A 13,751-nucleotide genomic window follows, 5' to 3' on the forward strand; every position below is an offset into this window, starting at 1 on the left:
CTAATCGCCTGCTGGTGTGCCTGTCCAGTCACGCGGCTCACGGTCTTGCACGGGCTTGCTTCGCGTGGCGTTCAGCAGCTCCTCCACCTTGGAGGTCAGCAGTTTCAGTTCGAAGGGTTTGTGCAACAGGAGCATGGGGGGCGAGCCCATGATCCGGCGGGTATCGATGGCACCATCGTAGCCAGTGATGAACAGGGTGGGCAGATGCTCGTCGATAGCCCGGCAGGCTCTGGCGACCTGGTATCCGTCGATATTCCCCGGCAGTCCGATATCCACCACCAGCAAGTCTGGTCGAACACCTTCATTCAAGGCGCACAACGCTGTGCGGCCGTCCTTGAAGTCCTGAACCTGCAAGCCCTGTTCCTCGAGGGTTTCCCGTATCACCAGGCGCAGTGTCGCTTGATCTTCTACCAGCAGGATGAGCGGTTGCCTGGGCCTTGCTTGCGTGATCACCTGCTGCATATCGTCTGCTTGCGCTGCACTGCCTGCATGAGCACGTGGTAAATACATGTGGATGCAGGTGCCGCGCTCTGGTGAGCTGTCGATGCTCAGTTGGCCGGCTGACTGGCGCACGAAGCCATAAGCCATGGAGAGGCCCAGCCCGGTGCCTTGCCCCAGGGGCTTGGTGGTGAAGAAAGGTTCGGCGGCACGCTCGCTGATCTGCTGGGTCATGCCACAGCCGGTATCTTCGACCTGAATGTGCAGATACTGTCCGGTTTCGAGCTGAAGGGCTGCAGCCTGCGCGGCATCCAGCTGGCAGTTGTCGGAGCTGATGCGCAGGGTGCCGCCCCGCGCCATCGCGTCCCGGGCGTTGATGCACAGGTTGAGCAGTGTGCTTTCCAGCTGCGATGGATCGACGCAGACCAGCCATTGGCCGGCGCGGGTGGCATCGACGAACGTTATATGGGTGTCAAGGGAACTGCGGATCAGTTCGCGCATACCGGCGGCCAGGTGGTGCACATCCAGCGGCTGTGGCGTCAGCGCCTGCTGGCGGGCGAAAGCCAGCAGGCGCTGGACCAGAGAAGCCGCGCGCGAGGTGTTCTGCCGGGCAATGTCGAGCAGATGCCTGCTGTCCTGCTGACGCCCCTGCGTCAGGCGCTTGTCGGCCAGCTCCAGCGCGCCGAGAATACTGCCGAGCAGGTTGTTGAAGTCATGGGCGATGCCGCCGGTCAATTGGCCGATGGCTTCCATCTTCTGCGACTGGCGCAAGGCTTCCTCGGCCTGCCTCAGGCGCTCCTGTTCCTGCACGCGGGCGGTGATGTCGTAGGCGAACAGATAGCCGCCACGGATTTGGCCTTTGCCGTCGCGCAGTGGGTTGTAGCGCATTTCGTAATGTCGGGGCTGCTCAGGCATGCCCAGGCTGACCATCTCGACGAAAGACTCCCCGGTGATAAGGCGGGGCCAGATCGGTTGGAGCTTCTCCATGATCTGTGGCAGACCTGCCAGGATGTCATGGACATGGTCGCCAACCTTGGGCGAAATGCCATGCAGGCGCTCGAAGGTTTCGCGCGCCGTGCGGTTGATCGCCACCAGGCGTAAGTTGCAGTCTGCGGCGAACACATTGGCCAGGCTGTGGTCCACCAGCTCGCCGAGCAACCTGTTGTTGGTTTCGGCCTTGTCCATGCGCTCTTCCGTTTGTTCGTGCAGCAGCTGGCGCGCCTGTTCGCTGGCCGGGACACCGGTAAACAGTACGGCCACTCGTCTGTCACTGGCTGGGCCCAAGCGATAGGCGGTGACGTTGAGCAAACGGTCGGTGATGTCCAGGCGCTGTTCGAAGCGTACCGGCTGGCCGCTGCGCAGCACCTCGGCAAAGCGCGGCACCCAGGCATCGGCTTCGTCCGGGATCAGCTCGCGTACGGTCTGCCCCATCCGCTTGTCATGGCCTGTATGGCGCAGGCAGGCGTCGTTGCTGAGGATGTAGCGGTAGTCGCTCAATGGCCCTTGGGGGCCATCAAGCAGTTCCAAAACACAGAAGCCTTCGGCCATGCAGGAGCGTAACAACTCGAAACAAACCAACTCCAGCTCGTGCCTCGCCACCTGCGTCTCGAGGGTCTGGATACGGGCCTGCAACTGCTCTGAAGGCGGCAACGGGGCTGGCATAGGCTGGATCCATCCGATGGACCCTAATACTATAGTTGTGGTCCTTGTTCCCAGCCATCAAGCCGTCAAAATGATCGCACGATCCGCCCCAGGGTCTCCATGGCCTGTTCCGCGCCATCCCCCCAGGGGCTGCCGTAGTTCAGGCGGATGCAGTTGCCGAAGCGCCGGGTCGGCGAGAAGATCGGCCCCGGCGCGATGCTGATGCCCTGGGCCAAAGCCATGTGGAACAGCTTCAGGGCGTCCATCTGCTCGGGCAGCTCCAGCCACAGGAAGTAGCCCCCGGAGGGTTGGCTGACCCGGGTCTGCGCCGGGAAGTGGCGGGCGATGGCGGCCAGCATGTTGGCCTGTTGGCCCTCGAGGGCGTAGCGCAGCTTGCGCAGGTGGCGATCGTAGCCGCCATGTTGCAGGTAGTCGGCAATCGCCGCCTGGGCCGGCATCGAGGCGCACAGCGAGGTCATCAGCTTGAGCCGCTCGATCTTCTGCGCGAAGCGTCCGGCCGCCACCCAGCCGATCCGGTAGCCGGGGGCCAGGCTTTTGGCGAACGAGCCGCAGTGCATCACCAGGCCTTCGGTGTCGAAGGCCTTGGCCGGTTTCGGTGCCTGCTGCGAGTAGTACAGCTCGGCGTAGACGTCGTCCTCGATCAGTGGCACCTGGTGGCGCCGCAGCAGCTCGACCAGTTCCTGCTTCTTGGTCTCCGGCATGCTGGCGCCCACCGGGTTCTGGAAGTTGGTCATGCACCACACGGCCTTGACCGGGTGTTTCTCCAGGGTCTGGGCCAGTACGCCGAGGTCCATGCCCTCGCGCGGGTGCACCGGGATCTCCACTGCCTTGAGCTTGAGGCGCTCGAGCACCTGCAGGCAGGCGTAGAAGGCCGGTGCCTCGATGGCCACCAGGTCGCCGGGCTGGGTGACGGCCTGCAGGCACAGGTTTAGCGCTTCCAGGGCGCCGTTGGTGATCAGCAGTTCCTCCATCGGCAGCATCAACCCGGCGACCATGTAGCGCAGGGCGATCTGCCGGCGCAGTTGCGGGTTGCCCGGCGACAGGTCGGTGACCACCATGCGCGGGTCCATGGCCCGGCTGGCACTGGCCAGCGAGCGTGACAGGCGCTGCAGGGGGAACAGGGTCGGGCTGGGGAAGGCCGAACCGAACGGCACGGTGTGCGGATCCTTGATCGAGTCGAGGATCGAGAACACCAGGCCGCTGACATCGACATCGGTGGACTCGCTGGCCGGCGCCTGGGGCTGCGGCTCGCTGAACGGGCGCGGCGCATGGGCGTTGACGAAGTAGCCCGAGCGCGGCCGGGCGCGGATGAGGCCGCGCCGCTCCAGCAGGTAATAAGCCTGGAACACCGTGGACGGGCTGACCCCGTGGGTCTGGCTGGCGTAGCGTACCGAAGGCACCCGCTGGCCGGGGCCAAGCACCCCGGAGCGGATCAGTTCGGCAATGTCGTCGGCGAATCGTTCGTAGCGTTTCATTATGGTCTGGGCAGGCAAGGTGGTGGTCAGTTTAAGGGATCAGCGATTCATCGGCGCGACGAAACGGCTGTGCGCGGTGCTGCGGATGCCCGGCTGGTCGCTGTCCTGGATCTCGAACGTCAGCTCCTGGGAGCTGCTGCTCGGGCGGTCGGCGAGCATCGCCACCGACACCGGCAGCTCGCTCATTTCGCCAGCGGCGATGGTGAACTCGGTGCGCCCGTGCAGTTCGAAACCATCGGCGTCCACCAGGCGCAGGCGATAGTGCTGCGGTTCCTGGGTCTTGTTGATGATCTTGAGCAGGTAGATGTTCTCGATCTGGCCCAGGGCGTTCTCGCGGAACAGGCCACGGTCCTTGATCACGTCCATCGACACCATCGGGCGCATCTGCAGGGCGACCACCAGGGCGCCGATCATCACCGTCAGCGCGGCGGCGTAGCCCAGCAGGCGAGGGCGCAGCCAGTGGGTCTTGCCGCCTTGCAGGTTGTGCTCGGACTTGTAGCCGATCAGGCCGCGGGCGTAGTTCATCTTGTCCATCACCCCGTCGCAGGCGTCGATGCAGGCGGCGCAGCCGATGCAGGCCATCTGCAGACCCTCGCGGATATCGATGCCGGTGGGGCAGACCTGCACGCACAGGGTGCAGTCGATGCAGTCGCCCAGGCCCTGGCCGCGCGGGTCGCTGCCTTTCTTGCGCGGGCCACGGGCTTCGCCGCGGCTGGGGTCGTAGGCCACCGCCAGGGTGTCCTTGTCGAACATCACGCTCTGGAACCGCGCATAGGGGCACATGTGCATGCACACCGCCTCGCGCAGCCAGCCGGCATTGAGGTAGGTGGCGCCGGTGAAGAACAGGATCCAGAACAGCGCAACGCCGCCCAGCTCGAAGCTGAACAGCTCGGCGGCCAGTGGGCGGATCGGGGTGAAGTAGCCGACGAAGGTCAGCCCGGTGAGCAGGCCGATGGCCAGCCACAGGCCGTGCTTGAGGCCGCGCCGGGCGATCTTTTCGACGCCCCAGGGCGCGGCGGCCAGCTTGATGCGCTGGTTGCGGTCGCCTTCGGTGATCTTCTCGCACCACATGAACAGCCAGGTCCAGGTGCTCTGCGGGCAGCTGTAGCCGCACCAGACACGCCCGGCGAACACCGTGATGGCGAACAGGCCGAACGCGCAGATGATCAGCAGCGCCGACAGCAGGATGAAGTCCTGCGGCCAGAAGGTCGCGCCGAAGATGTGGAACTTGCTTTCGGCCAGGTCCCAGAGCACGGCCTGGCGGTCGCCCCACTGCAACCAGGCGGTGCCGAAGAACAGTACGAACAGCAACCCGGCGAAGGCGATCCGCAGGTTGCGGTAGAAGCCGGTGAAGCTGCGGGTGTGGATGCCATCGGCCACCTGGCTTTTGCTCTTGTTGGCGGCGGGGGCAATCTCGATGACTCGGAAGGGGATTCTATCGCTCATGGTTCATCGCTCATCAGGCCTCGATCAGGCCAGGGCACTATGGCCCCCGATCTGTTTTCAGCACAGGCCCAGGTATTGAGAGAAAAACCATATCAGATGATGGGTTGATTTGCTCAGGCCTTGGATTTAGCAGCCTTGAGCAATTGGTTGCAGATGCCTGCGGCTATCCACCGCACCTTCGTCGCAGCGTGCTTGGGGCCGTTGGGCGGGGTGCAAGGCACGAGGTGCTTGTGCCGCGGTCATCTGTAGGAGATCGCACAGGGAAGCACACCCTGTGGGAGCGGGTTTACCCGCGAAGAATCCAAAGAGGTGGATGGCACCGGCTGCGCCGGTGTTCGCGGCGGTCCGATAAACCCACTCCCACAGGGGCGCGAACTGCGCGACAGGCGATCTTCCACAAGGATCGGGGACACCGGAGGCAAGCGATGGACACATTCTGGCAATCGGTGCTCGAGGCCTTGCAGACCGAGTTCGCCGATGTCACCGACGAGCGCGAGGTCGCCCGCATCCTGATCCGCCTGCTGATGGCGGCCCTGCTGGGGGCGGTGCTGGGCTTCGAGCGCGAGAGCAAGGGCAAGGCGGCCGGAGTGCGCACGCACATGCTGGTGTCGATGGGGGCGGCGTTGTTCGTGCTGGCGCCGAGCATGGCCGGCGCCGACGAGCAGGCGTTGAGCCGGGTGATCCAGGGTATCGTCGCCGGCATCGGTTTTCTCGGGGCGGGCACGATTCTCAAGGGTAACGGCCAGGACGCCAGCCACGTCAAGGGCCTGACCACCGCCGCCGGGCTGTGGATGACTGCCGCCATCGGTACGGCCGCAGGTATGGGGCGCGAGGCCACGGCACTGGTGAGCACCGTGCTGGCGCTGCTGGTACTGGCCAGCATGCCGCTGCTGGTGGACAAGGTCGAGGGCGAGGCGAGGGAAAAGAAAGGCGAGGAAGACGAGGAGGGCAGGAAGCACTGAGGGGAGCCGAAGCTCCCCTCATAAGCGTTGTTGCCTGCTCTTTTCTTATTATTGGAGACGGGCCTGTTGTTGTTTTTGTCGGCGGTTGTCTCTGCATTGCGGGGCCCCCAACCGGGGCCAAGAGCAAACGTATTTTTTTGAGCGCTGACCTGCGTTCATGCAACGTGATCCAACCTTGACTGCCGCTACCTTGGAGGTAGTTTTATTGTTCTGTGTCAGGCTGCGGGGTCGAAACCCCTGGAAAGCACGTCGACTCCAAAAAAATCTGCTTGCTACGCCTCTGCCGTGTTGTTCTTGTTATGTCAGAGCCGTTTACTGTTGTTTTTATTGGGTATCGCGTTTTTTGTTCTTGTTATGCCAAAAGATATAGCAGGTGGCGTGCCAACTTTTTAAAGTCCTTTAAAATCAATGGTTTGATGATTTTTGAGGGAAAGCTGGCACGTGAAATTCTGTCGAATTGTTTCCCTGTTACCCGATTTTTTTCTGCAAAGCGTGTAGGCGGTAACACTCCGCCCACACCTGTGTGACAGGCGTATGACTCAGCGCACGCCACGTGCCCGCGCCACCCGCGAACCAGTGGCGCGCCCCAGCACTTCGCTGATGTGCAGGCCGGCGGCGATCAGCTTGTCCAGGTCGATCCCGGTCTCGATGCCCAGCCCCTGCATCAGGTACACCACGTCCTCGCTGGCGACGTTACCGGTGGCACCCTTGGCGTACGGGCAACCGCCCAGGCCCGCCACCGAGCTGTCGAATACGCTGATGCCTTCCAGCAGGCTGGCGTAGACATTGGCCAGGGCCTGGCCATAGGTATCGTGGAAGTGCCCGGCCAGTTGCTCGCGGGGTACCTGGGCCGCGACCACCTCGAACAGGCGGCGGGTATCACCGGCGGTGCCGGTGCCGATGGTGTCGCCCAGCGACACCTCATAGCAGCCCATGTCGTGCAGGGCGCGGGCCACCGGCGCGACCTGCTCGGCACTGATACGCCCCTCGTAGGGGCAGCCGAGCACGCAGGACACATAGCCGCGCACCCGCACACCCTGGCTGCGGGCGGCGTCCATGATCGGCTCGAAGCGCTTGAGGCTGTCACTGATCGAGCAGTTGATGTTGCGCTGCGAGAAGGCTTCCGAGGCCGCCGCGAACACCGCCACTTCCTTCACCCCGGCGGCCAGGGCATCCTCGAAACCGCGCAGGTTGGGTGCCAGGGCCGCATAGGTGACCCCTTTGCGCTGGTAGATACCGGCGAACACCTCGGCGGAGCCGGCCATCTGCGGCACCCACTTGGGCGAGACGAAACTGCCCACTTCGATATAGCCGAGACCGGCGTCGGTGAGGTCGTCCACCAGCCGCACCTTGTCGGCGACGCTGATGGGCTGGGCTTCGTTCTGCAGGCCGTCGCGCGGGCCGACTTCGACCAGGCGGACATTCTTGGGCAATGACATGGCGGGCTTCCTGTGGCGGATCAACGGTGGGGGTGCGACGGGTTCAGGGTGGCGGCCAGGGCCTGCTCGCAGCGCTCCTGGGCGGTGTCCAGCTCCAGGTGCATCTGCTGGATGTCGAGCATCTGCTGTTCGAGCTGGGCACGGCGTTCGGCGATCTTGGCCAGCATGCTGGTGAGCTGCTTCTGGTTGCCGCTGGTGGGGTCGTAGAGTTCGATCAGCTCCCGGCACTCGGCCAGCGAGAAGCCGATGCGCTTGCCCCGCAGGATCAGCTTGAGGGTGACCTTGTCGCGTGCCGAGTAGATGCGCTCCAGGCCACGGCGCTCGGGGCTGAGCAGGCCCTGTTCCTCGTAGAAGCGGATGGCGCGGGTGGTGATGTCCAGCTCGCGGGACAGGTCGGAGATGCTGTAGGTCTGGCTGCTCATGCTTGGGCTCGGGGGAGGGAATGCGAGTAACCTAATGCCAGGTTGACGTATACGTCAAGCAGGCTGCCAAGGGATTTGGCTCTCTGTAGGAGCGGCCTTGTGCCGCGAAAGGGCCGCTGAGCGGCCCCAGGATTCAGCTTTTAAGCAAAGATCGCCGGGGCCGCTCTGCGGCCCTTTTCGCGGCACAAGGCCGCTCCTACCGGGACTGCGCAAGTTCAGGTATTGACCGACCTGCGATATTCCTTGGGCGTCTGGCCATCGAGCCGCTTGAAGAACCGCGCAAAGTAGGTCGGATCGCTGAACCCCAGGCTGTCGGACAACTGGCCGATGCTCATGCGGGTATACGCCAGGTTGCGCCGCGCCTCGAGCAGCAGGCGCTGGTGGATCACCTGCAACGCCGATTGCCCGGCCAGCGTGCGGCACAGCTGGTTCAACTGCAGGCTGGTGATGCCCAGCCGACCGGCGAATACGTCCACGGCCAAGTGCTCGCGGTAATGCGCCTCGACCAGGCGCAGGTAACGCCCCAGCAGTTGCTGGTCCCGTTCGTCCTGATTGCGCGCCGGCAGGGCGCGCTGCTGGCGATGAATCCAGACCATCAACGCGGTGACCAGCGCCTGCAGCATGGGTCCTCGCGCCGGTGCGCTGCCCTGGTACTCCTGCTGCAGCGTGTCGATCAGCCCGTGCAGGCGCACACGGTCCTGGCCCAGCGGGTAACAGCGGGGGGCCGCCAGTACGCTCAAGGGCGCGCCGAGGCGCTGCTCCAGGTCGACCACCAGGGCCGTGCCGAAGGTCAGCACATGCCCCTGGATATCGGCGCTGAAGCGAAAGCCGTGCACGGTGAGCGGCGGCACCACCTGGATCGCCGCCTCGCGAATCACCCGGCGCTCACCCTCGATCTCCACCTGGGCCTCGCCCCGTTGCACATAAAGAAGCTGGAACAGTTCGGCATGCCGGTGCGGCTTGATTTCCCAATGGTGCAGGCGGCTGCGCGCCGGGATCGACTCGCAGTGCAGCAGGTCGGTGTCCGGCCAGGCGTGGTGTTCGCCGTACAGCTGGAACAGCGGGATACCGGGGAGCGGGGTGTTCATGAAAGGCTGTCCGTTAATCGAACGAATTTTGTAAAAGTGCAGTTTTTAGCGCAGATATCACACGTTTCGCGCCAGGTTAGCCAGTAAAAATACAGGTGCAAACCCTAACAGCAGGTGTACGGCCATTGCCAGTACCGGCCGGCATCGTCATCGCGAGACAACAACAATGAAGACTCAGGTTGCAATCATCGGCGCCGGCCCCTCTGGCCTGCTGCTGGGCCAGCTGCTGCACCGTGCGGGCATCGACACGCTGATCGTCGAACGCCAGGCCCCGGACTATGTGTTGGGGCGCATCCGCGCCGGGGTGCTCGAGCAAGGCACGGTCGACCTGCTGCGCGAAGCCGGGGTGGCCGAGCGCATGGACCGTGAGGGGCTGGTGCATGAAGGCGTCGAACTGCTGGTCAATGGCCGTCGCCAGCGCCTCGACCTGAAGGCGCTGACCGGCGGCAAGACGGTGATGGTGTACGGCCAGACCGAGGTCACCCGCGACCTGATGCAGGCGCGCCAGGCCAGCGGGGCGCCGATCATCTATTCGGCGGACAATGTCCGGCCCCATGCCATCGACGGTGAGCGTCCCTACCTCACCTTCGACAAGGACGGTCGCCAGCAGCGGGTCGACTGCGACTACATCGCCGGCTGCGACGGCTTCCACGGTGTAGCGCGCCAGAGCATTCCGGCCGATGTGCTGAAGGTGTACGAGCGGGTCTACCCGTTCGGCTGGCTGGGGCTGCTGGCCGACACCCCGCCGGTCAACCACGAGCTGATCTACGCCCACCATGAACGTGGCTTCGTGCTGTGCAGCCAGCGCTCCCAGACCCGCAGCCGCTACTACCTGCAGGTGCCCTTGCAGGAGCGGGTGGAGGACTGGTCCGACGCGCGCTTCTGGGAAGAGCTCAAGGCACGCCTGCCGGCGGAGGTGGCCGCGCAGCTGGTCACGGGGCCGGCGCTGGAGAAGAGCATCGCGCCGCTGCGCAGCCATGTGCTCGAGCCCATGCAGCATGGCCGCCTGTTCCTGGTCGGTGACGCTGCCCATATCGTCCCGCCCACCGGTGCCAAGGGCCTGAACCTGGCAGCGTCGGACGTCAACTATCTGTACCGGATCCTGGTCAAGGTGTACCGCGAGGGTCGCACCGACCTGCTGGCCGAGTATTCGCCGATGGCCTTGCGACGGGTATGGAAGGGCGAGCGATTCAGTTGGTTCATGACCCGGCTGCTGCACGATTTTGGCGAGCACCAGGATGATTGGGAGCGCAAGATGCAGGAGGCGGATCGTGAGTATTACCTGGGCTCGTCGGTCGGCCTTGCCAATATTGCCGAGAACTATGTGGGGCTGCCATTCGAGGCGGTGGAATAGAGCTGGCGAGGATCGCGTCGAGGTTCAATCGTCGGCACGCAGGCCCCAGGGCATGCAGCTGGGCTGGCAGGGAGCGGCAAGATCGGCGGCAGGCTGTGGCAAGACCCGCCTGGGAGGAGGCCGCAAAGTGAAGGGGTAATGCCGGCAATGGGTGTCAAGCTCATCGCGGGGCAGGCCCGGCGTTCGCCAGCACTTGCGGCGCGCCGGGCAAGCGATCATCTTTCCCTCGTCCACCCAGGGCCTACCCATGACAATAAACAATAAGCTCACCGAGCACCTCAACCGTGGCAGCGTCGGCTTTCCCACCGCGCTGGCCAGCACCGTCGGCCTGATCATGGCCAGCCCCGTGATCCTCACCGCGACCATGGGTTTCGGCATTGGCGGCAGCGCCTTCGCCGTGGCCATGGTGATCGCCGCGGTGATGATGCTGGCGCAGTCGACCACCTTCGCCGAGGCGGCGGCGATCCTGCCGACCACCGGCTCCGTCTACGACTACATCAACTGCGGCCTGGGTCGTTTCTTCGCCATCACCGGCACCCTCTCGGCCTACCTGATCGTGCATGTGTTCGCCGGCACCGCCGAGACCATCCTCTCCGGGGTCATGGCCCTGGTGAACTTCGAGCACCTCAACACCCTGGCCGAGTCGGCTGGCGGATCCTGGTTGCTGGGGGTGGGCTTCGTGCTGGTGTTCGGTGTGCTCAACGCTTTCGGCGTGAGCGCCTTTGGCCGCGCCGAAGTGGTGCTGACCTTCGGCATGTGGACCACGCTGATGGTGTTCGGCGTGCTTGGCCTGATTGCCGCGCCGGCCGTGGAGCTGGACGGGCCGTTCGGCGTGTCGCTGGTTGGCACCGACCTGATGACCATCCTGTCGCTGGTGGGCATGGCCATGTTCATGTTCGTCGGCTGCGAATTCGTCACCCCGCTGGCCCCGGAACTGCGCCGCTCGGCCTGGGTCATGCCCAAGGCCATGGCCCTGGGCCTGTTCGGCGTGGCCAGCTGCATGTTCATCTACGGCGCGGCGATGAAGCGCCAGGTGGAGAACGTCGTGCTCGACGCCGCCAGCGGCGTGCACCTGCTGGACACGCCCATGGCCATCCCGCGTTTCGCCGAGCAGGTGATGGGCGATATCGGCCCGGTGTGGCTGGGCATCGGCTTCCTCTTCGCCGGCGCCGCCACCATCAACACGCTGATGGCCGGGGTGCCGCGGATTCTCTACGGCATGGCGGTGGACGGGGCGCTGCCCAAGGTGTTCACCTACCTGCACCCGCGCTTCAAGACGCCGTTGCTGTGCATCCTGGTGGTGGCGCTGATCCCGTGCCTGCACGCCTGGTACCTGGGCGGCAACACCGACAACATCCTGCACCTGGTGCTGGCGGCGGTATGCGCCTGGAGCACCGCGTACCTGCTGGTGACCCTGTCGGTGGTGATCCTGCGCATCCGCCGCCCGGACCTGCCGCGCGCCTACCGTTCGCCGCTGTTCCCGCTGCCGCAGATCGTCTCCAGCATCGGCATCCTGCTGGGCATGTGGTTCATCACCCCGCCGGGGATGAACCCGGCCGATGTCTACCAGCCGTTCGCCGTGATGCTCGGCGCCACTGCGGCCTATGCGCTGTTCTGGACGCTGTGCGTGCAGAAGGTCAACCCGTTCCGCCCGGCGCGGGTCGAGGACGTGCTGGAGAAGGAGTTCGCCGCCGAGCCCGGTCATTCTCTCAACGAGCAGGTGCAGCATGTCGGCAAGCTGGCTTGAACGCCTGACCGGGCCGCGTGCCCCGGCTGGATACCGGCCTGGGGCGACCTTGCAGCGGGTGTGGCGAAACCTGGGATTGACGGATTTGCAATCCGCAACATCGTTTACCTACCGCGAGGATGGCCCTCGGATCGAAGTGCGTGAGCGCACCGAGAGTCATCTGCTGATGCACCTGGTGATGTGCGAGTTCATCCTGCGCGTGCCTGCCCGCGACCAGGGCAGGCTGCGGGCGGAACTGCACCACACCGGCGCGCTGCGCCGCAGTGGTGTTACCTGCCGACGGCGGGGCGGCGACCAGGCCTTGTTCGAGCGCCTCGACGCGCGTCTCGCAGCGGTTCACACCGTCCTGATGCCCCTGGATTTCAAGCGCCTGGCCATCGATTGCCAGGACGGCCTGTGGCAGGTCACCCTGGAGCACATGGGCGCCAGCGAGGTGGTCAACCGGATGCCCGCCTTGCGTCGCTACATTCCCCTCGACGCTGAACAGCGCAAGCACCTCTGGCAGGTATTTGATGCGTTGGAGCGCATGCTTCGCGATCTTTGAACCTGGGGCCGCTTCGCGCCCCTTTCGCGGCACAAGGCCGCTCCTACAGACGATCGCATCCTTGTGTAGGAGCGGCCTTGCGCCGCGAAGCGCTCCCACCGTCCTAAAGCCTCCCGCGAACAATGATAGTTGTACGCTCATTGATAACATGTTAACAATTAGCGCATAACAACAACGCCCGCGTGTGGAGGTTGCCATGCCCCAACCCGTCACTCAGTGCAACGCCAGACCCGCCCTGGACGGCCTGGAGCGCTGGACCACGGCCATGCAGAAGGTCTGCGGCCGGTTCCAGACCGAACTGGCCTTCAACCGCTCGCTGTTCATCGGCGAGATCTCGACCTACAACCGCGCCGGCCTGGCCCTGGCCAACCTGCGTACCAACGCCGGCACCATCCGCCGCTTTGGCGACAACCCCGACCGCGACGACGACCAGCATTGCTTTTTGGTCAGCCAACGCATGGGCTACTCGCAGATCACCCAGGACGGCGTGAGTATCCAGCTGTCACCGGGCGAGCTGCTGCTGATGGATTCGGTAGGCCCGTGCGAGATCACCCCGTTCGGCCTGATCGAGCATGTCTCGCTGTCGCTGTCCCGCGAGCAGGTGCGCAAGCACGTGACCGGGCAGGGCGCGACCTTCGGCAAGATTTCCTCGACCAACGCCTGCGGGCGCATGCTGCACCTGCTGATGGACCAGTTGTGCCGCGAGGGCGACGAGGCCGGGGCAACCCAGGGCGAGGCGCTGCAGGCGGCGTTCATCGCCTTGCTGGAGCCGGGGTTCGAGCGCGGCGACGACAATCCCGGGTCGCTCGCCGGGCTCAGCGGCGCCAGCCTGCGCGGCTACGTGCAGAAGGTCATCGACGAGTCGCTGGGCCAGCCGGGCCTGACCCCGGCCAACTTGGCCGAACGCCTGAGCATCTCGGTACGCCACCTGTACCGCCTGTTCGAGGAGGAGGGCGACAGCGTCTGCCGCTACATCCAGCGCTCACGCCTGAAGCGCAGCGCGGACGACCTGTCCAACCCGTTCCTCAAGCGCGAGTCGATCACCTCGATCGCCTACAAGTGGGGGTTCACCGACTCGGCGCATTTCAGCCGGGCATTCAAGAAGCACTTCGAGCAGTCGCCGAAGGATTTCCGGGCCATGGCCCTGATGCCGGGGCGGTAATGGTCATCGCGG

The 13,751-nt window shown here is 64.8% G+C and carries 11 protein-coding genes; 5 read left to right on the forward strand and 6 right to left on the reverse strand.

The window, feature by feature from the left end; all coding sequences use genetic code 11:
- The 3 genes from POF53_RS13430 to ccoG form a co-directional block, all read right to left on the reverse strand.
- Nucleotides 1-2,100, reverse strand: a complete 2,100-nt coding sequence (locus POF53_RS13430) for a PAS domain-containing hybrid sensor histidine kinase/response regulator family protein (protein WP_498968066.1) — start codon at nucleotides 2,098-2,100, stop codon at nucleotides 1-3.
- Between the two features lie 65 nt (nucleotides 2,101-2,165).
- Complete coding sequence (gene mapR, locus POF53_RS13435; protein ID WP_267812217.1) at nucleotides 2,166-3,575, reverse strand: GntR family transcriptional regulator MpaR; 1,410 nt, start codon at nucleotides 3,573-3,575, stop codon at nucleotides 2,166-2,168.
- Nucleotides 3,576-3,614: 39 nt separating this feature from the next.
- Nucleotides 3,615-5,021, reverse strand: a complete 1,407-nt coding sequence (gene ccoG, locus POF53_RS13440; protein ID WP_498968069.1) for a cytochrome c oxidase accessory protein CcoG — start codon at nucleotides 5,019-5,021, stop codon at nucleotides 3,615-3,617.
- A gap of 425 nt (nucleotides 5,022-5,446) precedes the next feature.
- Here ccoG and POF53_RS13445 point away from each other — a divergent pair, with 425 nt between their 5' ends.
- On the forward strand, nucleotides 5,447-5,983 hold the full coding sequence (locus POF53_RS13445; protein WP_232855375.1) for an MgtC/SapB family protein: 537 nt from the start codon (nucleotides 5,447-5,449) through the stop codon (nucleotides 5,981-5,983).
- Between the two features lie 539 nt (nucleotides 5,984-6,522).
- Here POF53_RS13445 and POF53_RS13450 read toward each other — a convergent pair.
- The 3 genes from POF53_RS13450 to POF53_RS13460 all read right to left on the reverse strand — a co-directional run bounded on the left by POF53_RS13450 (nucleotide 6,523) and on the right by POF53_RS13460 (nucleotide 8,932).
- Nucleotides 6,523-7,422, reverse strand: a complete 900-nt coding sequence (locus POF53_RS13450; protein WP_232855374.1) for a hydroxymethylglutaryl-CoA lyase — start codon at nucleotides 7,420-7,422, stop codon at nucleotides 6,523-6,525.
- Between the two features lie 20 nt (nucleotides 7,423-7,442).
- On the reverse strand, nucleotides 7,443-7,844 hold the full coding sequence (locus POF53_RS13455; protein ID WP_028692177.1) for a MerR family transcriptional regulator: 402 nt from the start codon (nucleotides 7,842-7,844) through the stop codon (nucleotides 7,443-7,445).
- A gap of 215 nt (nucleotides 7,845-8,059) precedes the next feature.
- The gene (locus POF53_RS13460; RefSeq protein WP_234562912.1) at nucleotides 8,060-8,932 is read right to left on the reverse strand and encodes a helix-turn-helix domain-containing protein; all 873 of its coding nucleotides are present in this window, start codon (nucleotides 8,930-8,932) and stop codon (nucleotides 8,060-8,062) included.
- Nucleotides 8,933-9,098: 166 nt separating this feature from the next.
- Here POF53_RS13460 and pobA point away from each other — a divergent pair, with 166 nt between their 5' ends.
- From pobA to feaR, 4 genes are all read left to right on the forward strand, one after another.
- Nucleotides 9,099-10,286, forward strand: a complete 1,188-nt coding sequence (gene pobA, locus POF53_RS13465; RefSeq protein WP_498968072.1) for a 4-hydroxybenzoate 3-monooxygenase — start codon at nucleotides 9,099-9,101, stop codon at nucleotides 10,284-10,286.
- A 247-nt stretch (nucleotides 10,287-10,533) separates the two neighbouring features.
- On the forward strand, nucleotides 10,534-12,033 hold the full coding sequence (locus POF53_RS13470; RefSeq protein WP_498968074.1) for an APC family permease: 1,500 nt from the start codon (nucleotides 10,534-10,536) through the stop codon (nucleotides 12,031-12,033).
- Nucleotides 12,034-12,118: 85 nt separating this feature from the next.
- Entirely contained in the window at nucleotides 12,119-12,577 is a 459-nt protein-coding gene (locus POF53_RS13475; protein ID WP_498968076.1) for a DUF3156 family protein, read from the forward strand.
- A 196-nt stretch (nucleotides 12,578-12,773) separates the two neighbouring features.
- The gene (gene feaR, locus POF53_RS13480) at nucleotides 12,774-13,739 is read left to right on the forward strand and encodes a transcriptional regulator FeaR (RefSeq protein WP_203646983.1); all 966 of its coding nucleotides are present in this window, start codon (nucleotides 12,774-12,776) and stop codon (nucleotides 13,737-13,739) included.
- The last annotated feature ends 12 nt before the right edge of the window (nucleotides 13,740-13,751 follow it).

The organism is Mitsuaria sp. RG, assembly GCF_028369275.1.
Taxonomy (GTDB): Bacteria; Pseudomonadota; Gammaproteobacteria; order Pseudomonadales; family Pseudomonadaceae; genus Aquipseudomonas; species Aquipseudomonas peradeniyensis.

Bases quoted from the DNA above. Each gene is read 5' to 3' on its own strand.
- POF53_RS13445 (WP_232855375.1), top strand. From the start codon at position 5,447: ATGGACACATTCTGGCAATCGGTGCTCGAGGCCTTGCAGACCGAGTTC.
- POF53_RS13470 (WP_498968074.1), top strand. From the start codon at position 10,534: ATGACAATAAACAATAAGCTCACCGAGCACCTCAACCGTGGCAGCGTC.
- pobA (WP_498968072.1), top strand. From the start codon at position 9,099: ATGAAGACTCAGGTTGCAATCATCGGCGCCGGCCCCTCTGGCCTGCTG.
- feaR (WP_203646983.1), top strand. From the start codon at position 12,774: ATGCCCCAACCCGTCACTCAGTGCAACGCCAGACCCGCCCTGGACGGC.
- POF53_RS13430 (WP_498968066.1), bottom strand. From the start codon at position 2,100: ATGCCAGCCCCGTTGCCGCCTTCAGAGCAGTTGCAGGCCCGTATCCAG.
- POF53_RS13450 (WP_232855374.1), bottom strand. From the start codon at position 7,422: ATGTCATTGCCCAAGAATGTCCGCCTGGTCGAAGTCGGCCCGCGCGAC.
- POF53_RS13460 (WP_234562912.1), bottom strand. From the start codon at position 8,932: ATGAACACCCCGCTCCCCGGTATCCCGCTGTTCCAGCTGTACGGCGAA.
- ccoG (WP_498968069.1), bottom strand. From the start codon at position 5,021: ATGAGCGATAGAATCCCCTTCCGAGTCATCGAGATTGCCCCCGCCGCC.
- POF53_RS13455 (WP_028692177.1), bottom strand. From the start codon at position 7,844: ATGAGCAGCCAGACCTACAGCATCTCCGACCTGTCCCGCGAGCTGGAC.
- mapR (WP_267812217.1), bottom strand. From the start codon at position 3,575: ATGAAACGCTACGAACGATTCGCCGACGACATTGCCGAACTGATCCGC.